Here is a 21,588-nt window from a genome sequence, read left to right as displayed (position 1 = left end):
GGAAACTTTTATACATTCCTATTTATAGAAAAAAGCCGACAATTCACTTGTCAGCTTTCTCGATAATATTACGAATAAAATCGATCTATTTTACCATCTATGATGAGATGGATTACCACCACAGCCACACTTGCATCCTTTATGTGGTCCTTGACCATATCCAGGCATCATTGCTCCTGCCACTTGACCTCCTGGGCCATATCCAGGCATCATTGCTCCTGCTACTTGACTTCCCGGACCATAGCCTGGCATCATCGCACCTGCCACTTGACCTCCTGGGCCATATCCTGGACCGAAGCCTGGTGACATTGCTCCTGCTACTTGATTCGGTGCAGGTACTTGGAATGATCCTCCATATTGATCCACACTGTTTGCAGTATTTTGCACAGATGTAGAATGCGGAAATGTGTGGATATTCTTTACTAAGTGGTGATTCATAACTGTAGTATGAGAAGGATGCACTTGATTGACTACACTTTCAGAGAATTGATTGACACAATTAAACTTTGTAGGATGGACAATTGTCTTTTGACAACAAGTATGACATCTACAATGTCTTCCATGACGAAAACTCATTTGATTATCCCCTTTCTTGTTATACGTTCACTACTAACCTATGACAGTTACCATGGGGATGCATGTGCAGTTACCTATATTCAATTAAATTCTCTCCGCATATTTCAGTTCATCAATCAAACGCATTTCAATCTCTTTCGTGTCATCGGGATGGAATGCATGTGCTGATTTTTCAAACCAAACAAACTGTTTACCGCTATCAGCCACCAGCGCTTCAACGTAATCTTCGACGGGCTTACCATAGACATGCACATCTTTTCGTCCATGGAAAAATGTAGCTGGAATAGCAATTTTTGGCGTTGATTTTGCAAAATCAATCTGTGATAATTCATGAATAAAATTATCGCTATAAACCAATTTAAATCCTTTTGCAAATGTATCAGCCATATCTTTTAAGTTATATTCCTTAGATTGCATCATCTGCCAGAAAAACATTAATAGCTTTGGATACCGATTATCTTCCGTTTTATATGTGAAAGTATTGAAATTACGCTGCCACTTTCTTAAAACCCCCCATTGCTCCACACTTTCTGTCCAAGGAGGTTCACCCACCGCGATTAATTCCTTTAACGCCTTCATATTTTTACGTCTAGTTGCTTCTTCCTTTGTCCAAATAAGTCCTAACCGATCATTTTCTACCCAATTCACAATTTGCGAAATTCCTACATAAGAATAGTATTTCTCTGGGAACGCACTTGCTGCTTTTAAACCAATCACCGTTCCCCAAGAATGACCAACAAGAAAAATCTTCTTTTTCACGAATCTTTTTCTTAAATAATCTGTTAGTTCAATTGTGTCAGCGACAAATTGTGACACATTCATTGTTTCTTCTGCGATATGATTATTGTATGATTTACCAGTACCTCGTTGATCCCAAAATACGAGCATGAAATTTTTCACAAGCTCCTTTGTGTTTGTCGCAATCGTATAATCTCTTCCCTTGCTTGATACACCTGGTATCGGCATGGAAGGTCCACCATGAAGAAACAAGAGGATAGGCTTCGTAACATCCTCTGCTTGAATAAGAATCGTTTGATTAATGTCGCCAATCATTACTCTGTCTACATTGCTTAATCCGTTTTCATCGATGACAAAATCTAGTTTCCCTGACAAGAAGCCCAAATAAAACTCCTCCATAAATTCCAGATTTATATTACAAATAACAGCACACTTTTATTAAGAAGAATGAAGGCTTCCACATTGCCCAAGCCACCATTTTTAATAATGCGCCAACAACCCTTTCTTCATCGCCACCCGTTCACAAAGAAAGAAGAATCCGAGACCGATAACAAAATAGAAAACGGCATTAAATCCTAATATCATAAAATCTTCCATTCGAATTTGGCTCCAGGTGACACCATCGATCATTACAGCCCGTACCAAATCCACCCCTTTTACAAAAGGAAAGTATGCTAGAAACGGTGCAGCTGTCAGTGGGACAAAGGTTAATCCTGCTAGGATAAACTGTAATATTTGTAGGAATGCTTGAATTTGTTTCAAGACGATCGACAACCCGGCAATAATAAATCCGAGACCAAACATACTAATCAAGGTCAAAATTAAAATTGGTAAAATCGTGAGGATGTCGATATTTAGCCACTGCCCTGTTGTCAGCATCGATAAATATAGCAAAACAACAATAATCAAGAAGCTCACAATTGTGGAGGATATCAAGCGAGCAAGCATGATTCGCCAAATCCCCATCGGTGACATGCTCAGTTGTTCAAGTGTTCCTTGGGTCGCTTCATTCGTGATTTGCCAGCCAATATTATTTACGACAATCATCGCTAAGTACCAGAAAATATAGTTTACAATCACAAATTGAATATTCGTTTCCTGCATCGTCGGGTCGCCAATTAATTGGATTCCAGCGAACATGCCAATAAAAATAATATAAAAAGTAAGTAACATCGCAATCGTATTCGGTAAATACCGCTTATATTCAATATATTCTTTGCGAATGTTTGCTTTAAGAAGATTGAACCCTTGCATCATCCATTTCCCCCTTTACAATTTTCATAAAGATTTGTTCAAAGTTTATCGACTTACGATCAATCGATTCGACTGGTGTCTCCTCTTGTTTAAAAATATCAAATAAATCATAGATTGCTTCACTTTTTTCAAGATCCACTTCGACTGTGGACTGAATGGTATCTGCCTTATATTCAGCCTCTGGAAACATAAGATTCAGCAATTTCTGCTGTTTATCACTTAATTGTTCTCCAAGTGTGATCGTATAAGCTCGAACTTCAAATAATCGCAACAAATTTTCCACCCTATCATCTGTGACAATCTTTCCCCCATTAATAATCACAGTTCGTTCACAAATATCTTGGATTACATCCATATCATGGGAGCTAATAATAATCGTTCGGTTATAGTCAGTTGCAATACTCCGGAGTAAATCCCGAACCTCATAACTGGTTTCTACATCGAGCCCCAGTGTCGGTTCATCAAGTAAAATCACATCACTATCTGCTAGCATTGCGACTGCGATTGCGAGTTTTTGTTGCATTCCTCGTGAAAGCCGATTAACAAGTTCTGAGGCTTTCTCCTGCAAACGAAACTTTTCCAATAATTCATCTACCTGACGTGTGACCTCCTTCTTTGAAGCTCCACGATTTCCAGCAAAATATTCAAGATTCTCTCTAACGGTAAGACGCCAATATAAATTTCGATTTCCTTCAAGTACTGCACTAATATGGCGTAGTGCCTTCAAACGCTTCTCCTGATTATTAATTCCATTAATCGTAATCGTCCCAGAATCAGGAATCAGCAGTCCACATATCATCTTGATTGTCGTTGTTTTCCCTGCGCCGTTTGGTCCAAGAAGACCGACGATTTCTCCTCGATTCACTTTGAAAGATACATCTGTAACCGCATGAATATATTCCTTCGATTTCCGTTTCCGATAAGACTTCTTAAGATTCTGAACTTCAATAATTGTTTCCATCCATCCCATTCCTTTCTGTCCTAATCTACTTCCAATCTTACATTGGAACAGAATTCCCTACTACAATCCACAGAACGAAAACATCTCAGTCTAGAGGCTGACCGAAGCTTCACTAAAATTGAACACTGAATCCCTTAAATTTATGGATTCCTGTTCCATGCCTAACCACATCCCTATATCGAAGTTCTCTCACCGCTTCCAATACTTCATCCAAAATCACAACATCAATTCCAAGCTGATTATGTGAACCATAAACCACTTTTACATTCTCTATTTTTGCAATTCTCTCTAATGAATTTACTAATTGTTCAGGATCTGTCGTAGGGTAAAAGGCATAAATCGGTGTCTCCATATAAAGCAAATCTCCGGTGAACAAGTAGCCTCTCGCTTCTTCATATATGCAGCAGTGTCCTGGGGAATGACCTGGTGTATGTATAATTTCTAACAGTCGATTACCAATATCAATCTTGTCTCCATCAACTAATAGACCTGTTGGCTCTCCTTGAAAAGGTGTATAAGTAACAGGGCTAAATGATGTTGGTGTTGCTTTGGTAATATCCCGCCCAATATTTATTCTAATTTGCTCCAGCGATAATCCTTCGATTCCATTGATTAGCCAATCCGATTCCGCCTCGTGCACATAAAACTCAGAGAATTGCTTGTGGCTACCAATATGATCTGTATGGACATGAGTAGTGATTACAATGATTGGCAAATCCGTTAATTGATCGGTTATTCGCTTTATATTATCGATTCCAAGTCCAGTATCAATCAAAGCAGCTTTATTTGTTCCTATCAGTAGAAAAGAATGTACCTTTTCCCAATGCCCATACTCACTAATTGCGAATGTTGATTTATCTATTTTTGTAACAGTAAACCAAGAATCTTGAATGATTGCCATATTTTATCTCCACCTTCCATTTAGATTATAGCGAAAATTCCGGAAAATAAACAGATTATTCTTATATCAGCATTCTCGGTTGGAAGTATGAATCATTCGCGTTATAATGTTCTAGTAATAATCATGAAACCTTTCGAACCGGAAAACGTATGAACAGAACGGGACTTACTTGTGATTTTAAAGGAGGTGAATATAGATGTTATTAGAATTGCTAAATGAATTACTGAGTGATTTCTCGCCAATCTATCTTTATTTAAGCTTTTTACTATCGGTCGTTTATTTCGATTATATTCAGCTAGATTTGCGCTGTACCGTGTATAAGAACCATGCTTTTATTCGAAAAAGCCATGCACTAAAGATACAATCACTACCAAAACAGCAACCGATTACGGGAGTGATTAAAATCCACAATTGGCTTACGAATAAAACGAAACGAATCGAAATTCCTGACGACGATAATGATCCACATTCCAACTCGACTTCTACACTGGATAAAAATCGAGGAGGTCAACAATGGAAAAAACATCTGTATTCACGTTCTTTAAAAAATATAAGCTTATCTTCTTGCTTCTTTTAGTTACATTACTGGCAGGATGTCAAGGTGCAGTAAATGAACCAATCGATGCAAACACAACTGGTTGGTTCGATCATTACTTTGTCTATTCATTTTCACGATTAATTAAAGGCATCGCCGGGTTATTTAGCGATAATTATGGTTTATCGATCATCATTATTACATTAATTATTCGTCTCGTATTAATGCCATTTTTATTAAAACAAACAAAGAGCAGCATGCAAATGCGTGACAAAATGAGTGTCATCAAACCAGAATTGGATGCACTGCAAAAGAAATATGAGAATAAAAAAGATACTGCATCACAAACGAAGAAACAGCAAGAAATGATGCAAATCTATCAAAAGCATGATATGAATCCACTGGCGTCACTTAGTGGGTGTTTACCAATGCTCATTCAGTTTCCAATTCTAATCGCATTTTATTACGCGATTCGCAGAACTCCTGAAATCGCAACCCATTCTTTCTTATGGTTCGATTTAGGACAAACGGATATTATCATAACCATCATTGCTGTGGTCGTCTATTATCTACAATTTAAGGTTTCGCAAAAGACCATGGAGCCACAAATGCGCAAGCAAATGGCGATTATGGGATTACTTTCACCGATCATGATCGGCTTCATCTCACTTAATGCGCCTGCCGCATTGCCATTATACTGGGCTGTTGGTGGAATCTTCATGATTGTCCAAACACTAATTGCACAAAAAATGTATGCACCGAATCAAGCAAAATAATATGGGGCTTTGCTCGATGATGTAAGATTTGCACTTCGTCATTCAATAAAAAACACTTCCAATCTTATTACTGGAAGTGTTTTTTTATGTGGTCATACATTGTTTTTATTTTGTTCCTTTAATAGGTCTCTAATTTCAGTGAGGAGTAGTTCCTGTGCGTTGATTTCCTCTTCCTCTTCAACTTCCACTTCTTTATGTTTAAATTTGCTTATAAACCGAATAGCTAGGAAAATTGCAAATGCAATGATAAGGAAATCTACAAACGACTGGATGAAATTACCATATAATACCTCTGCATCACCAATTGTAACTTTAAGTCCTGTAAAATCGATGCCACCCATCAGCATTCCAATCAGTGGTGTGATAATGTTTTCAACAAATGATGTGACGATTCCACCGAAGGCAGCACCAATTACTACCCCAACTGCAAGGTCGATTACATTTCCTTTAAACGCAAATTCTTTAAACTCTTGCCACACGCTCTATCATCCCTCTTTCTAAATATACTACCCGAATAATTTAATTATACGATAAACCTAGCAAAGATGAGGGGATTTAAATAAACAAAATATAAAAGGAGCAATATCGTTTCGATTATGCTCCTGATTAGAACGATTTATAGCGAATTTATTTACAGCCCATGACTTTTATTCGTATTTTGTCTAGAGTGATTTGCATTTTTCACCTTTTTCGATCCGCTTAATGGTTCGCCATATGGTTGCTCCGGACTTTGTGGTAAATTGACTCGATTTTGCTGTTTCGGACCTTTTGGTTTCCCTGCCATATTCCATTCCTCCCTTCCTTTATTGGTTTAGTTTTCATCGCTAGCCATTAATTATGCAAATTTGCTCTCGCCAAATCGAAAAGAAGCATTCAAATGCTGACGTATCATCAGAGATTCTACCAAAAAAATATTTTTTATCAAAAAGGTATACATTTTTAAACTTTGGTGCTATACTAAGAATAATTATTGTTGTTCGTGAACGATACAAGATATAAGTTTTGACTTTTAAGTGATTATTCTTGATTATTATCTAGAACAAAAATAGTAATAAACGTGCAAACAGCACATGGAGGTTTTTTTAATGAGCAAAGGTACAGTAAAATGGTTTAACGCAGATAAAGGTTTCGGTTTCATCGAAGTTGAAGGTGGAGATGACGTATTCGTACATTTCTCTGCAATCCAAGGTGAAGGTTTCAAATCTTTAGACGAAGGTCAAGAAGTAACTTTCGATATCGAAGAAGGTAACCGTGGACCACAAGCAGCTAACGTTAACAAAGCGTAAGCTCTTTAATAGAAAAGGACTTCTCTAATGGGAAGTCCTTTTTATTTTGCATGAAATAGTTTCCTATGCCTATATTAGAAAAGCTTGGTTGCACTTATTCGTAAAATAGTATTTATATTTTCAACTAGAACAAAAAAGGCCGAGGAAAGAATTAATCTCTCCTCGGCCTTCCTCACTTATTTCGTAAATTCAGTCGTCAATACTGTTACAATTTGTTTTTTACGTGATACAACGCCTTTAAGCAGTGCGCGATTATTATCAAGCGTTACATGGAATGCCTGCTCCACTTTTTCTTGACCTTTTCCTAATGCTAATGCTTCAGAATCATTATTGATAATATCTGTTACTGCTAACAAGAATAAATCAAGATCTTTTTCCTCGATTACTTTTGCGATTTCTGCTTCTAAATCTGCCTGATTTTCATAAACCTTCGCAATATCTACAGCATTTACTTGCGCAATTTCAACTTTTGCATCACCCATTACGAACACTTTGGAATCCAATGAGATAATATCTGCAGCTGTCTTGTCACTTAAATCAGCACCAGCTTGTAGCATGTCTAACCCATAAGTCCCAAGCTCAATTCCTGCGATTGCCGCTAATTCATGAGCTGCATCGACATCCTCTTTTGTGCATGTTGGTGATTTTAGTAATAATGAATCAGAAATGATTGCAGAAACTAAAAGTCCAGCAACTTCTTTCGTAACTACAATGCCATTTTCTTTATACATTTTATTTAAAATTGTCGCTGTACAGCCAACAGGTTCTGCGCGAAAATAGATTGGGTCTTTTGTTTCGAAATTAGCAATGCGATGATGATCGATTACCTCAGCAATTCGAACATCTTTGATATTATCAACGCTTTGTTGAAATTCATTATGATCGACTAGAATTACGGCATCCACTTCCGAACCCACTTTTTCAATGAATTTTGGTGCTTCCACACCAAAATAATCTAGTGCAAATTGTGTTTCTTTATTCACAGCACCAAGTCTTGCAGGCTCTGCCGTTTCACCAAGTTTATTTTTCAAATCAGCATATGCAAGTGCAGAACAGATTGTATCTGTATCAGGGCTCTTATGCCCGAAGATTAATGTTTTTGACATATCCATATCTCCTTCTATGTATAGCGTTTCACTATATAAGATTATCATACTTTTGACAAAAAAGAGTACTATTACACATAACTTTTTTAGTGTATATGCACTATTTATTATACCATTCGATTATTTGTTTTCTTCTGTCAGTATTTTGTACTTCTATTGGATTTCCGCCGTTCAGATCAAGTACTCTAACGAAAGGTTTTAGTGGTCCATTATAATCTTGTAATTTCACGACACAATAACCTTTTACGATATATGGAGTGATTTCTAATATTGCCTTATCCGCAAACAACTCGTAAATCTTTTCTTCCTCGATATCACTTATTTCCCAAAACTCTTGTTTTTCAGCGCTAATCATCGGAATGCTTTCATTACTTCTTACTTTTTCTCCTACCGTCAAAATCGATGGAAGTTCCTTCCGATTGATTGAATCTAGTAGACGAATGACCTCTGATATTCCAATCGATATCGATCCATAAAGAAGTGCTGTGGGAAATAAATATAAAAACGAGCTCCAATAAAATTTATAATCCTCTTGCCCGTACGGATCCATATAGTTAATTTGAAATGAATTAACGATCGAATGAATAATGCCAATAATAATTACTACTATTCCTAAATAAAACAATATCCTGCCGATTATGTTTTTCTGTTTCATCTGGTCCTTCCTCCTGTCCTATATTAATTCTGTATGGATACACCATTTTCCTCCATAATAATGCAATTACTTTCAATGTCTTACAAAATAATCTATACTTTACATTGATATACCAAGGAGGAATTATTATGTCAAAAAAACAATTTAATTTAACTAGAACGTCATTACTTACGTTTATCCAGGATTTGGATGAAAATACAGCTGATATTCAGGCAAAATATTTTAATAATACAATTCGCTGGCATCTTGGCCATGTGCTCGTTTTTACTGAGAAATTTCTTTTTATATATCCTAAGAAATCTGAGCATTTTCCTAAGGAGTACGCGGAATTATTTAGTTCAGGAACAAAACCAGCTGATTGGACTATGACAGCTCCGACATTAGAAGAACTAACGACATATTTAGTGGACCAGCAAGAGCGTGTCAATCAGTTTGATGAATTATTTTGGAAAACTAATGTACCGTTTAAAGTCCCATTCGGTCATATTGAATCCTATGAAGATCTGTTAATCATGATCGGTCATCATGAAGCGGAACATCTTGGAAAAATAAAAGCGATGAGACAAGTGGTGGAAGCAAAATAAGATGCGTAAGAAGATAATTATCATTGGTAGTGGGATTCTTGGTGCGAGTACTGCATATTTTTTAGCAAAGCAAGGGGCCGAGGTCGTTATCATTGATAGAAAGCAAAAAGGGCAAGCAACGGACGCTGCTGCTGGCATTGTATGCCCATGGATTTCACAACGTCGCAATAAAGCATGGTATCGTTTAGCCAAGAATGGGGCAGGACTATACCCTGATTTAATTGATCAGTTGGCAAAAGATGGCGAAGCGGATACTGGTTACTCGCGGGTTGGCGCCATTAGTTTACATACGGATGAGAATAAATTAATCGCCATAAGGGATCGTGCATTGAAACGCCTGGAAGATGCCCCTGAAATTGGAGAAGTGACGCTTCTTGATGTGGAACAAACTAGAAGCCTGTTCCCTATTCTTTCAGATGCATATCGTTCTGTACATATTAGTGGGGCTGCACGTGTCGATGGCAGGAAATTAAGAGATTCATTACTTCGTGCTGCAGCAAAGCATGGTGCAAGTACAATTATTGGTGATGCCAGTTTGGTGGGTGTTGGCAACAAGATTATTGGTGTTTCCGTTAATGATACAACAATAGTGGCGGATACTGTTATCGCAGCTGCTGGCGCTTGGATGAACGAACTTTTTGAGCCACTAGATATATCATTTGACGTTACGCCACAAAAAGCACAAATAATGCATGTACAGCTTCCTAATGTAGATACATCCAATTGGCCTGTTGTCATGCCGCCATCCAGCCAGTACATGCTCGCGTTTGACGATAGAATTGTCATTGGCACGACACACGAGAATGACACTGGCTTCGATACCCGTGTAACCGTTGGGGCTGCACATGAAATTATCGGCCATGCCATGGAAATTGCTCCGGGGTTGAGCAATGCTACTATTCTAGAGACAAGAGTCGGATTTCGCCCATTTACACCAGGTTTTCTTCCCGTCATCGGTGCACTGCCAGGTTATGATGGATTATATCTTGCCAATGGACTCGGATCATCTGGATTAACGATGGGACCATTTATTGGCAAGCAATTGGCAAACCTTGCACTTGGCAATGAATTAGAAATTGATTTAGCTGATTATATTGTTGCTGGGGCAATCAAATAGAATAGGTATTACCCGGGGGTTCTTGAGTCCGGGTAATACCTATTTGGTGTTTGCGCCTGATTAGAGGGCTGGGCTGTCGCTCGATTTTGGGCGGGGGTCGCTCGAATCTGCACGGGCGTCGCTCGATTCTGCACGCGCCTCGCTCGATTCTGCACGCGCCTCGCTCGATTCAACTCGGGCGTCGATTGAGAAGGAATAGCCTCGAATGCTGCATTCGAGGCTATTCCATCCATTAATTAGAACTTCTTGTAGCGCCACTAATCCGATTTTTCAATTGCTGACTTTCCTTATTCAGACCAATGAATCGAACCGTGATATTGTTTTGGCTAAACTTCAGTTCAATTTTATCAAGGGCACCGGTAGCAGAACTATCCCATAATTGTGCATGGGTTAAATCTATCTCTACCTGTTTAACCTCGTCTATAAAATTGAATTTATCAACAAAATCACTGACAGATGCGAAGAATAGCTGACCTTTTACATAATAGACTCGTTTTCCTGCCTGTACATCAAGTGTATCTTGCACCCTTACTTTCGAGATTTTCACTGCGAAGAAAATAGCGCTCAATAAGACTCCCGCTAGAACTCCTAATGATAGATTATTAGTGGCTAGAACGATACCAACAGTGATGATCATAACAACTGCATCTGTTCGCGGTACGTTTCGGATATTTTTCATCGCCGCCCAATCAAACGTACTAATAGAAACCATAATCATTACACCTACAAGTGCAGCCATAGGAATTTGGACAACGAAATCACCTAACACGACGATCAAGAACATTAAAAATGCGCCTGCAACGAAGGTAGATAATCTGCCTCGGCCACCAGATTTTACATTGATTACCGATTGTCCAATCATGGCGCATCCCGCCATACCGCCAAATAGACCTGCAACGATGTTGGCGATTCCTTGACCACGGGCTTCCCTATTTTTATTACTATCTGTATTTGTCATATCATCAAGTAAATTAGACGTTAATAAAGTCTCAATTAAACCAACAATCGCTAATGATAAGGAATACGGGAAAATAATCATAAAGGTTTCAAATGAAAATGGTACCTGCGGGAATAGAAACACTGGTAGCTGCTTCGACAGATTTCCCATGTCACCAACATTGCGAACGCCTATATCTCCTATCATCACGATAGCTGTTATCACGATAATCGCAACTAATGTTGCTGGAACAGCCTTTGTAATTTTTGGAAAAAGATAAATAATTGCTAATGTCAATCCTACAAGTGCATACATTATCCAAGATTCTCCGACGAAATGCTGCAATTGCGCTGTAAAGATAACGATCGCCAATGCATTTACAAAGCCAATCATAACAGAGCGTGGAACAAATTTCATTAATTCCGCTAATTTAAAAATACCTATAATAATTTGAATCAATCCGGTTAGAATGGTTGCTGCGAGTAAATACTCCAGTCCATGCAATGCTACTAAATTGACCATTAGCATCGCCATTGCACCAGTAGCTGCCGAAATCATACCAGGACGTCCGCCAACAAAGGCAATTACAATTGCAATACAAAATGAGGCATAGAGTCCAATCATTGGATCTACACCAGCAATAATTGAAAAGGCGATTGCTTCCGGAATTAAAGCTAAGGCCACTACAATTCCAGCCAAAACATCGCCCTTCACATTTCCAAACCATTCCTGCTTCAATCGTTCTATTCTCAAGTGTTTTTTCTCCTTCAATTGTATAGTGTTTTCAAACAGTCTTACTGCTTGAATCGATAATATCTAGAGAATTTTATCACACTTGAATGGATTAGGCAAAACAGCGGGAAAGCGAACACATTGAGTGATTAATCAGCATTTCATCGATTTACTATATTTATCACCAGTTTTATTTCCTAGTAGATTTAGTTAAAAATCCATTTTCCTTAACCAATTAGAAAGTATTTCCTCCCTGATTTGACTATCATTATTACTCTCTTTGTATTTACCAAGCTGATTTTCACCGACAATATTTCCATCCAGCATGTAAAAAACGCGTTCTGTTTTCGCAGCGATTTTGACATCATGTGTGACAAGCATTATTGTCGTTCCTGCTTCGTTTATCTCTGCTAATATCTTCATAATATCGGCAGCAGCTTTAGAGTTTAATGCTCCAGTAGGTTCATCGCCAAAGACAATATCCGGTTGATTAATTAGCGCCCTGCAAATGGCGACCCTTTGTAATTGCCCACCTGAGGCTTGCGTAATATCATGGTTCGCAAGTTCAGCAATTCCCATTTTCTTCATTAATTCCAGCGCCCTCTGATTAATCTTGTCACGTGATTCATTCTTCGCCAAATATGCGGATAGGACAATGTTATCAAAGATTGACAGGTTTTTTAATAAGTAAATATCTTGGAAAATAAACCCCATTCTATTTAAGCGAATGTTAGATAAATTCTTTTCGGAGAGGGATGAAATTTCCCGATTGTTAAATCGAACACTTCCAGATGTGACCCGATCCATGCCGCTAATATTATAGAGTAACGTCGATTTGCCAGAACCAGACGGCCCCATAACTGCAACCATTTCTCCTTTTTTCATCTGCATGTTGATACTTTTCAATATGGTCTGTTGATTGTTATCGCCAATAACAAATGTCTTGCTTACATCCTTTGCTTCTAAAATCGTTTCCATCCTATGCCCTCATTTCTGCTATACTCGTATTTTTAATTGAAGCAGTACTTCGTAATGTTGTAATAGTTACAGTAATCATTAATAAAAGTGGAAAAAGGAAATACGCAAGCATGGGGTCGATTACAAACTCAATTTTTGATGCCCCCATTAAGGACATAAATACGCTAACGAGTTGTTCCCCGATAGTATTCGCAATTATCGTACCTAGGATAATTCCAATAATAAGTACAGACATTGTTCGTGTTGCATATTGCAAGCGAATATCATTTAACGTAAAGCCAATACTCTTCATAACAGCGATTTGTTGGCTGTCTTTGGCAATTAACATCCTCGTGAACAACGCTGTAATTAGAACAGCGATGAATAGTGCAATCATTATAGCCAATATGGTCACTAATCTTAACTGATCGATTGTGTTGCCAAATGTATCCGTTAGATACCCTTCTAAATCCGTCACTTTCGCGGGATAAAAGGCATTGGAATATTCCACCATTTTTTCATTAATGGAAACACCAGGCTTTAGATTTAAACTTACTTCATACCAGAGTGCCGCTTCTTCATTAATCGGTAACATTGCTTTTGCTGTACGGCCACCATTCGTTACATCTTGAAAAATACCACTAACGACCATTTCTCTTGTATCTCCATCTAGAATTAGCATCAGATTATCGCCAATCCCTTTCGAAAGCTCGCTGCTATTTAAATAGGAAAGCGCAATTTCATTTTCATTTAAAGGAGGACTCCCTTCTAAATACTTCAAGGAAAATATCGAATAATCGCCTGTTTCAATCGCCATCTTTTCCAGATTTCTATCGCTATTGATAAACTCGTACAAACTTGTTACCATTGGCGAAAATTGTTCAACATCCCTATCATTCTCAATGTAATCAAGCATATTGTTAAAATCTTGATTGATATCATCTGAAAGTTGTAAATCAATTCGGATATCACTTTGTTCTATTCCCATATAGGTTGAAAAACTGGGTGACTGAATCGTACGAAGCAAGTTTATGGGAACAATCATGATAAACGCACAAACTAGAAAAACAAAAAATAATAAGAGATAGATTTTAAAACGCTGAAAGACATCCTTTACTCCAAGGAAAATATTAATGTTACCCAATCGATTCTTAGAAAGCGCTAAAAAGGTAACCCGTGTTTGTACATCGCCAATATTTCCCGAACGTAATGCTTTGACAACCGTTATCTTGTTAAATCTTCTAAGGACGAGCATGCAGTAGGACACAACGATTAAAAATACCAAGGAAACGGCAAGTATTGGAATGACGGATAGTAGCATACTTTTCTCGGCCGTACCTAGATACAACATGATATTCCCTGTGAATAATGGATTGATAAATAGCGATAGAAGATAGCCAGTAATGGAGGCGATTGCCGCTATGATTACATATTTCCATAGGTATAATTTTTTAATTGCGTTCTGTTCAATTCCAATCGCTTTCATGATGCCGATTTCGCGATAATCTTCTTCCATCGCAGCAAGCAACGTAAATCGTATACATAGAATGGCGAGCAGAATAAGTAAAAGACTTACTAAAATAACAACAACCGCAACAATACCATCTGTTAGCCCATTTAATGTTTGAAATAAAGGAAAGTCAACACTAGGTCCGGCCATTGGCAGATTCGATGATTGATAAGCATTTCTAAAATCAGTTAACTGATCTAAATCCGTCAGTAAAAATTCAATCAAATACTCCGATTCTCCGAAATTACGTTGTAGCATTGCAAAATCTTCTTCATTTACTACGAATCGTTTGGAGTTAATGATCGATGGATTCATTTGTGCATCCCGTACAAAATCGACTACCGTGAATTTCATCTCGAAATCCTCGCCAGCAACTCTTACATTGTCGCCAATTTCTAGATTATTTTGCTGCATATTATAGATTGGAACAGCAATTTCTCCACTATCGACTTCGATTACTTCGCTTTCTAAATCAAGGAGGAAGTCAAACGAATCATTTTTCCTTACAAAATAATGATCCATAACACTGCTAACCTCTGGTGTCGAACTGTCTCCTAAATATAGATTAGAACCGCCAACATTGATCATTTCTACGGTTTGCTGACTTTTTACATGACGATTCTCTGATGTGAAAGCATCAATTTCAGATTGATTGATTTCGCCAGCATGCATTTGGACGAAGTGCGGTGTATTTGATTTGGTAAAAAGAGTCTGTAAGGAATTCGATAATTCAACAATCATATTGGAACCACTTGCAACGAGTAAAGCTGACAACATAATAAAGAAAAATAACGTTATTGTGATACTTTTCTTCCTGTTATAGTCCTTCTTCAACATTTTTATGAGCATTGTTTCTCATACCCCTATCCACATGAAATTACTATTCTATTTTGCACCATCCTATTTAAGCTCCCAAACGCCTCCCTCCATCCTTTATCAGTATAAATTGTCTGATTATAATAAACATTGCACCTCAGGCTAACATGAACTAATACTTAAGTCTTATTTTTTCGGTGCCAGGCGTCGCTCGATTTAGTGCCGGGCTCGCTCGATCTGGCACAGGCTTCGCTCGATTTGCCGCGGGACTCGCTCGATCTGGCACAGGCGCCGCTCGATTCTTCCCGGATCCCGCTCGATTCTGCCTTAGCGTCGCTCGTTCAGGTGCCTGGCACTCCCCGAGTTTTGTCTAATAGTGTCGAATCCACAATAAAAAAAGGCAGATTGCTGTGCACTTTATCACAACGATCTGCCTTTTATTCTTAAATGCTCATGCTAATCATTTTTCCTATTTATCTTTGCTCAAATGAATTCTTTAGTAACAACAGCCGACCATTATCAAGCTCCTCCACAAAAATAATTCTTATTTTTCGTACGGTTAATAAATCAATTAATTCTGCCATTTTCTTTTCTTCCGCAACTAACTTCGTGACCATCTTATTTATCACCTGCGATCCGCTTCAACGCAATCAGCAGTAATATCGGATAAAGCAATCTCCTATTCACCAGCTTTGTGCCTGCACGATGTTTTATCGCATAAGCAATGATTTCATTAACGGTTTGTTCCAAATTGTTTCCAGATAAATGAATAAGTCCACCAATCGTTGTATACGTATCATCTCCCATTGGCATCAACATACCGGATATTAATTCTCCACGCTTAGGTGCTTGAAACATTCGATTATAAATACAAACGATTTCTGATTGCTCACTGAATATCTCACGTAAAACAAATACCCTGCCACTTAAACTATCATCTTTTTCAACATAATAAAAACTAGGACTGAGCTGAAGCCAGCTCGCCAATACTTCTTGAACTTTTAAACTTCTGCCCCAAATGACTTCCTGATTCTCCTCTAAATAATGCTGATAAATCGTTTTCTCCTCCGTCCCGATTGGTAGGCAGTATGTCGCCCAATAAACCAATTGTGGGAAAATCTCTTCTTCTTGCTCATTAGAAATCTTCATACCTGTCAGAACCTTTTCAATAATCGTGTTCATTTTTTCCCGAAAATAGCTTATCGAATAATAAAAAACATCATCTAAAATCTCAAACAGATCCTCCTGCACCTTATCTGGAAAATAAACAATGTTCGTCACTTTTGTTTTCATGCCTTTCTCCCCCCCCTAATTTCCATCATTTTAGCATGGATTAATAAGGTTTGCAGAAGCTAAAATAGCATATTGGGAGGACTTCAAGTCACCATAATTCAATTTTCTCCTAGGCAAAAATTGAATTATCATAAAGGTTAATCGCGGCAATTTAATATTTTAGACAAAAAAATAGACAATGTTCAATTGTCTATTTTCAAGATTGCCAATTCTGGTTATCATCATCTTCAATAATTCCAAGAACGACATCCGCTACTTCAGGTTCCCTTAATAGCATATCCTTCAGTTTAAATTTAATATCATCCGCATCTGCAAGGGTTAATCCCTTCTTCAATTTAACGGTCCCTTCAATATGATATAAACGACCCTCTTGAAGGATTCTAATTCCGTAAATGTCAACGACCATTTCATCTGCAAGCAATAAACCTGTAATCTTATCCTCGACATCTTTCGGAGCAGCTACTCCAATTAATCCAATCATATTATCATAGCCAACCCTAAAGGCAACGAATAACATTAGCAATCCAATAATAATCGAGGCAATTCCATCCGCTTGCAGAATACCAAATGATTGTGCAAGAACAATCCCAATAATCGCTAAAACAGCACCAGATGTCGCAACCATATCCTCATAAAAAACGAGACGGGTTGCTGGCGATGCTTTGCCTACATTATTAAATGCGGTACTAAATATCCCGCCAGTGGCACCACCTGTCTCATGAGCGATTTCCTTCATTGCCTTAAACAGAATAAAACCATCTACTAAGAACGATGCTATTAAAATAATGATATTAAGTATGAATCCTGAAGTTTCTACTGGATGCCGAAATAGATGCCAACCTTCCTTAATTGTTTCATATGCCATAATCGTTACGACTAATACAGCGACCATACAAAAGATATTAATAACCCTACCAAAGCCAGTTGGAAAACGCTTGGATGCTGGAAATTCAGCTAGTACGCTACCAAAATATACAAAGCCCTGGTTTATTGCATCCGCTAAAGAATGCATTGCCGAAGCAAACATCGTTCCATTTCCACTTAAGCTTGCCGCTATCCCTTTAATTGCAGCAATAAAGATATTCCCTATTGCAGCAATCCCTGACGATGTATTTCCTTTTTTAAGTTTTTCTAGTATGCTCATATAACGCCTCCTACTTGATGATATCTTTCCCCGATATCATCATTTTATAACGATTAGGAAGCACTATTGCTAGGCAATTTCTTGTTCAAGCGATGCTGTTCCACCAGATCAATTCGTCTGCTTATTTTCAAATAGAAATACTGGAAAATAGGACTTTGAATAAAGGTAAAAATAAACGTAAATACAAACACAGGACCACCTAAAAATAAACCGATTACCAATACTAAACTCTCTGCGATGATTCTAACTCTACCGATTGGTGCACCTAGCTTATCCGATATCGAAAGCATAAATCCATCCCTCGGACCAGAACCAACCTTAGCAGCATTATACATACCGCCACCAAAGCCCATGATCACAATCCCAATAATCATTAAAACAACATTGACCCATGTATTACTTGGTACTGGTAAGAAATCCAGCCACATATAGAAATCGACAAATGCTCCGACTAGAACGGCATTAAAGAAGGTTCCTATCTTGATATAGCTTTTATCAAGAACCCAGGAAACGATGATAAGCATAATGGAGATAATAATATTCCAAGATCCAATGGAGAGACCAACCCTCTCAAAAAATGCAACATTGAGCACATCCCATGGAGAAAGCCCAAGATACTGCACATTAATTGTCATCGTTATACCAAAGCTAAAAATAAGAAGTCCGATAAAGAAAACGGACCAACGAAGGGAACTAAACAGTTTAATCAACCTACTTTCATTAATATACTAAATATTATAATAGCAGATTTTCGAGTAATTTTGTTAAATATTAATGGACAGCAAAAAAGGCATTAATACCTAAGATATCAATGCCTTTTTCTCATTTTGCCAAATCATAGCTATACTCTTCTTGCAACGGCTCCATAATACGCTGTCTCTTTAGAAACGTAGCAACCTCATTCACACCGCTGTCTAATAGCATTCTCCGTATATCATCAGAAAAAATTCCAAGATCATTTGGATAATGTGAATCTGATGACATCGTAAACTTCACGCCCTCTGCTACTAGAACATTAAGGAATGCAGGACTTGGGCACATTTCCTTAACAGGATAGCGATAATAGAGCCCCGGATTGATTTCTGTAGCAACATCGCTTGCCACTAATGTTTGTGCAACGTCTCGGTACATTTCTAACAAAAGATTCTCATCCGGTCGATCGTTAAATACTTTCAAGTTATCAAGATGGGCAACAAAATCGAATAATTTACTTTCCGCTGCTTTCTTTACTGTGTCAAAATGATCGCGATAGAGTTCTTCCAGACCATAGTCTGCAAATTTATGTTGTAGTTCAGGGTTATCAAATCCCCAGCCATGGTTGAAATGAACGGAGCCAATCACATAGTCAAAGTCATATTTACTTAGTAGCGCCGCTAATTCTTCTTCCCCACCGACAAAGTAATCTGCTTCAATCCCAAGCCGCAACTGTACACCCTTTGATGCCCATATTTCCTTTTGCGAATTAATAAAGCTAACAAATTCGTCTAAGCTTCTCACCATTACCTTATCAAGCCAGCTTGCTTGCTTCACACCAATTTCATCTGAAGTAACATCCATATATTTTGTGAAATATGCTTTTGTTTCCTTAAACCGATATAAGTGATCCACGATTCCAACTACTTTAATCCCTTTATTTATTGCTTCTTGTAGATATAAGTCCAGCCACCATTTAGAGTATTCCGTTTCATCCAAACGTTCCTTCATTCGGTCAATCGATTTTTCCAACCATTCTTTTGTATGTTTCGGACTATCGATTGCATCAAAATGCTCCATCGCTTTCAAGCTTTTTTCTATAAAAGAAAGTGAATATGGTCCTTCTTCTAGATGTATATGGTAATCTACTTTCATTTTTTCCGACCTTTCATTCTTAAAATTCATTTGCTGTTATCCAATGATAGCCAAATTCATGCCAATCAATTGGTTTATCTTGATCACAGATGACCGTTGAAATCTTAGACATTGGTGCAACCTCAAAAAGTGATTTTTTATTTAATTTAGCGGAATCCGTCAGTAAAATCGCTTCCTGACAACAGGCAATCATCGTCTCCGATACAAGTGATTCCTCCATATCAAAGTCATACACTGATTGCTCCGTTACACCACCACAAGAAATAAATGCACGGTTAAAATGAAATCTCTTTAAAAATTCAATGGTATATGTTCCTTTAATGGATGCTTGGTAAGGATTGGTCACACCTGGAAGCATGATGATTTGACCTGTGATCCGCTGCTCCTCCATTGCCAGGTTGAAGCGATTTGCCGCACTTAACGAATTTGTTACGACCGTTAAAGACTGCACATCTTCAATCATATCTGCCAGATGTACTGTTGTTGAGCCAATATCGACTGCAATCGTATCACCATGCTGAATGAGTGCTGCCGCTCTTCTTGCAATTCTTTTTTTCTCCTCCAGATTTAACGACATCTTCTTTTCAAATACCATTTCCCGATGTGTTGGGATAAATGAAACTGCGCCACCATGGATCCTTGTTAAGTCCTCACTCATTTCCAGTTCAGCTAAATCTCTTCGAATTGTTTCCGGTGTAACGATTAGCTGTTTCGCTAGATCTGTTACCAATACTTTTCTACAGACTGCTAATTCGTCTAATATAAACACATGCCGTTCCTCTTTATTCATTGCACACATTCCCCTAACTTCACCTACTCATCAATTGCAATAATATTTTCTTTGTTAATATATAATTCAGAAGTTCCTTCAAGTTCCCCTATATTTATTTCGCTATTGAGCAGATCGACTGTCAGGTTTATTGCACCTGCATTAAAATAGCAACGAATCGTACTTCCTAAAACTGTATATTCTTTCAGTATTCCTTGAAAATGCAGGACATTTTCCCCTTTGATTGGCTCTAAATGGATTGTTTCCGAACGTATAGCATATTTATTGCTTCCACTTTTTGGAGAGAAGGTTCGATCTAATTGTTTTAACTCATCTGCTAAGATAATATTGTAATTTCCAATAAAGCTTGCAACAAAATTATTTTTGGGTTGAGCATAGAGTTCCGCTGGACTAGCCTGTTGCACAATATTACCTTCACTCATTACAAACACCCTATCAGATAAAATCATTGCTTCTTCCTGATCATGAGTGACAAAAATCATCGTGATTCCTAACTTTTTCTGTAAATCTCGAATATCTATTTGCAGTTGTTTTCTAATTTTGGCATCCAATGCACTTAATGGCTCATCTAATAATAAAACCTTTGGCTCCGTCACAAGGGACCGAGCTAAGGAGACGCGCTGCTGTTGTCCACCTGATAGCTGGTCTGGATAAAAATCTGCCTTATCTTCTAAGTTCACTAATTGTAATGCTGCGATTACTTTTTGCTTGATCTCTGATTTCGAAAACTTTTTAATCGTTAAGCCAAAAGCGATATTCTCATAGACAGTCATATTCGGAAATAATGCATAAGATTGAAAAACCATACCAACATTACGATTTTTAGATGGAACATTACTAATTTCTTCACCGTCTAGAAACACTTGACCTTCTTGAAATACTTCTAACCCAGCAAATACACGAAGTAATGTGGATTTGCCACATCCACTAGGCCCTAATAATGTCACTAGTTCGCCTTTTTCAATTGTTAAAGATATATCTTTTAATACTTTATTGTCACCAAAACTAAGGGATAAGTTATCAATAGCAATATAGCTCATTTACTCAGCCTCTCTTTATTAGTAGTTTCCAC

Annotated in this window: 24 protein-coding genes; 5 read left to right on the top strand and 19 right to left on the bottom strand. The window is 37.8% G+C overall.

The window, feature by feature from the left end; genetic code table 11:
* Positions 1-90: 90 nt before the first annotated feature.
* The 5 genes from CWR48_RS13790 to CWR48_RS13770 all read right to left on the bottom strand — a co-directional run bounded on the left by CWR48_RS13790 (position 91) and on the right by CWR48_RS13770 (position 4,430).
* On the bottom strand, positions 91-576 hold the full coding sequence (locus CWR48_RS13790) for a spore coat protein (protein WP_115773828.1): 486 nt from the start codon (positions 574-576) through the stop codon (positions 91-93).
* Between the two features lie 84 nt (positions 577-660).
* Complete coding sequence (locus CWR48_RS13785) at positions 661-1,698, bottom strand: alpha/beta fold hydrolase (protein WP_245976808.1); 1,038 nt, start codon at positions 1,696-1,698, stop codon at positions 661-663.
* A gap of 96 nt (positions 1,699-1,794) precedes the next feature.
* Entirely contained in the window at positions 1,795-2,571 is a 777-nt protein-coding gene (locus CWR48_RS13780; RefSeq protein WP_342772464.1) for an ABC transporter permease, read from the bottom strand.
* Entirely contained in the window at positions 2,546-3,529 is a 984-nt protein-coding gene (locus tag CWR48_RS13775) for an ABC transporter ATP-binding protein (RefSeq protein WP_115773826.1), read from the bottom strand. Before CWR48_RS13775 ends, CWR48_RS13780 begins: the two co-directional genes overlap by 26 nt.
* A 112-nt stretch (positions 3,530-3,641) precedes the next feature.
* Positions 3,642-4,430, bottom strand: a complete 789-nt coding sequence (locus CWR48_RS13770) for an MBL fold metallo-hydrolase (protein WP_115773825.1) — start codon at positions 4,428-4,430, stop codon at positions 3,642-3,644.
* Positions 4,431-4,626: 196 nt separating this feature from the next.
* On the opposite strand from CWR48_RS13770, the gene CWR48_RS13765 reads away from it, so the two are divergent.
* Positions 4,627-5,007 carry a hypothetical protein gene (locus tag CWR48_RS13765; RefSeq protein ID WP_115773824.1) on the top strand — a complete coding sequence of 127 codons (381 nt, stop codon included), beginning with the start codon at positions 4,627-4,629 and terminating at the stop codon, positions 5,005-5,007.
* On the top strand, positions 4,944-5,741 hold the full coding sequence (yidC, locus tag CWR48_RS13760; protein ID WP_115773823.1) for a membrane protein insertase YidC: 798 nt from the start codon (positions 4,944-4,946) through the stop codon (positions 5,739-5,741). The genes CWR48_RS13765 and yidC overlap by 64 nt, the downstream gene beginning before the upstream one ends.
* Before the next feature lie 92 nt (positions 5,742-5,833).
* On the opposite strand, the gene mscL is transcribed toward yidC, so the two are convergent.
* A complete protein-coding gene (mscL, locus tag CWR48_RS13755; protein WP_115773822.1) occupies positions 5,834-6,220 on the bottom strand; it encodes a large conductance mechanosensitive channel protein MscL in 387 nt (128 codons plus the stop codon).
* 152 nt (positions 6,221-6,372) lie between these two features.
* Positions 6,373-6,525, bottom strand: a complete 153-nt coding sequence (locus tag CWR48_RS13750) for a small acid-soluble spore protein P (protein WP_115773821.1) — start codon at positions 6,523-6,525, stop codon at positions 6,373-6,375.
* Between the two features lie 301 nt (positions 6,526-6,826).
* Between CWR48_RS13750 and CWR48_RS13745 the strand changes: the two genes are divergently transcribed.
* Positions 6,827-7,027 carry a cold-shock protein gene (locus CWR48_RS13745; protein WP_115773820.1) on the top strand — a complete coding sequence of 67 codons (201 nt, stop codon included), beginning with the start codon at positions 6,827-6,829 and terminating at the stop codon, positions 7,025-7,027.
* A gap of 176 nt (positions 7,028-7,203) precedes the next feature.
* Here the strand turns inward: CWR48_RS13745 and CWR48_RS13740 are convergent, their stop codons facing one another.
* Entirely contained in the window at positions 7,204-8,133 is a 930-nt protein-coding gene (locus CWR48_RS13740) for a manganese-dependent inorganic pyrophosphatase (RefSeq protein ID WP_115773819.1), read from the bottom strand.
* Between the two features lie 100 nt (positions 8,134-8,233).
* Positions 8,234-8,788 (bottom strand): hypothetical protein, encoded by a 555-nt coding sequence (locus CWR48_RS13735; RefSeq protein ID WP_115773818.1) that lies wholly within the window; start codon positions 8,786-8,788, stop codon positions 8,234-8,236.
* A gap of 128 nt (positions 8,789-8,916) precedes the next feature.
* On the opposite strand from CWR48_RS13735, the gene CWR48_RS13730 reads away from it, so the two are divergent.
* Positions 8,917-9,372, top strand: coding sequence for a DinB family protein (locus CWR48_RS13730; RefSeq protein WP_115773817.1), 456 nt, complete (start codon positions 8,917-8,919; stop codon positions 9,370-9,372).
* Position 9,373: 1 nt separating this feature from the next.
* Positions 9,374-10,489 carry an NAD(P)/FAD-dependent oxidoreductase gene (locus CWR48_RS13725; RefSeq protein WP_115773816.1) on the top strand — a complete coding sequence of 372 codons (1,116 nt, stop codon included), beginning with the start codon at positions 9,374-9,376 and terminating at the stop codon, positions 10,487-10,489.
* Between the two features lie 232 nt (positions 10,490-10,721).
* Here the strand turns inward: CWR48_RS13725 and CWR48_RS13715 are convergent, their stop codons facing one another.
* The 10 genes from CWR48_RS13715 to CWR48_RS13675 all read right to left on the bottom strand — a co-directional run bounded on the left by CWR48_RS13715 (position 10,722) and on the right by CWR48_RS13675 (position 21,556).
* A complete protein-coding gene (locus tag CWR48_RS13715) occupies positions 10,722-12,179 on the bottom strand; it encodes a SulP family inorganic anion transporter (protein WP_115773814.1) in 1,458 nt (485 codons plus the stop codon).
* Positions 12,180-12,368: 189 nt separating this feature from the next.
* The gene (locus tag CWR48_RS13710) at positions 12,369-13,136 is read right to left on the bottom strand and encodes an ABC transporter ATP-binding protein (protein ID WP_115773813.1); all 768 of its coding nucleotides are present in this window, start codon (positions 13,134-13,136) and stop codon (positions 12,369-12,371) included.
* Position 13,137: 1 nt separating this feature from the next.
* Positions 13,138-15,474, bottom strand: a complete 2,337-nt coding sequence (locus CWR48_RS13705) for an ABC transporter permease (protein WP_115773812.1) — start codon at positions 15,472-15,474, stop codon at positions 13,138-13,140.
* A gap of 440 nt (positions 15,475-15,914) precedes the next feature.
* On the bottom strand, positions 15,915-16,058 hold the full coding sequence (locus tag CWR48_RS20470; RefSeq protein ID WP_170140773.1) for a hypothetical protein: 144 nt from the start codon (positions 16,056-16,058) through the stop codon (positions 15,915-15,917).
* 1 nt (position 16,059) lies between these two features.
* A complete protein-coding gene (locus tag CWR48_RS13700; RefSeq protein ID WP_115773811.1) occupies positions 16,060-16,734 on the bottom strand; it encodes a hypothetical protein in 675 nt (224 codons plus the stop codon).
* A 196-nt stretch (positions 16,735-16,930) separates the two neighbouring features.
* Positions 16,931-17,878 (bottom strand): cation diffusion facilitator family transporter, encoded by a 948-nt coding sequence (locus CWR48_RS13695; protein ID WP_115773810.1) that lies wholly within the window; start codon positions 17,876-17,878, stop codon positions 16,931-16,933.
* 53 nt (positions 17,879-17,931) lie between these two features.
* Positions 17,932-18,579 (bottom strand): YczE/YyaS/YitT family protein, encoded by a 648-nt coding sequence (locus CWR48_RS13690; RefSeq protein WP_115773892.1) that lies wholly within the window; start codon positions 18,577-18,579, stop codon positions 17,932-17,934.
* Positions 18,580-18,700: 121 nt separating this feature from the next.
* Positions 18,701-19,726: a histidinol phosphate phosphatase domain-containing protein gene (locus CWR48_RS13685; RefSeq protein WP_115773891.1), complete on the bottom strand. Its 1,026-nt coding sequence runs from the start codon at positions 19,724-19,726 to the stop codon at positions 18,701-18,703.
* A 19-nt stretch (positions 19,727-19,745) separates the two neighbouring features.
* Entirely contained in the window at positions 19,746-20,516 is a 771-nt protein-coding gene (locus tag CWR48_RS13680) for a DeoR/GlpR family DNA-binding transcription regulator (RefSeq protein WP_170140772.1), read from the bottom strand.
* 23 nt (positions 20,517-20,539) lie between these two features.
* On the bottom strand, positions 20,540-21,556 hold the full coding sequence (locus CWR48_RS13675; protein ID WP_115773808.1) for an ABC transporter ATP-binding protein: 1,017 nt from the start codon (positions 21,554-21,556) through the stop codon (positions 20,540-20,542).
* Between the last annotated feature and the right edge of the window lie 32 nt (positions 21,557-21,588).

It is taken from the genome of Oceanobacillus arenosus (assembly GCF_003369575.1).
In the GTDB taxonomy this organism is placed as follows: Bacteria; Bacillota; Bacilli; order Bacillales; family Amphibacillaceae; genus Oceanobacillus; species Oceanobacillus arenosus.
The sequence above is the reverse complement of the archived record's forward strand: the minus strand, read 5'-3'. Positions and strand labels throughout refer to the sequence as shown.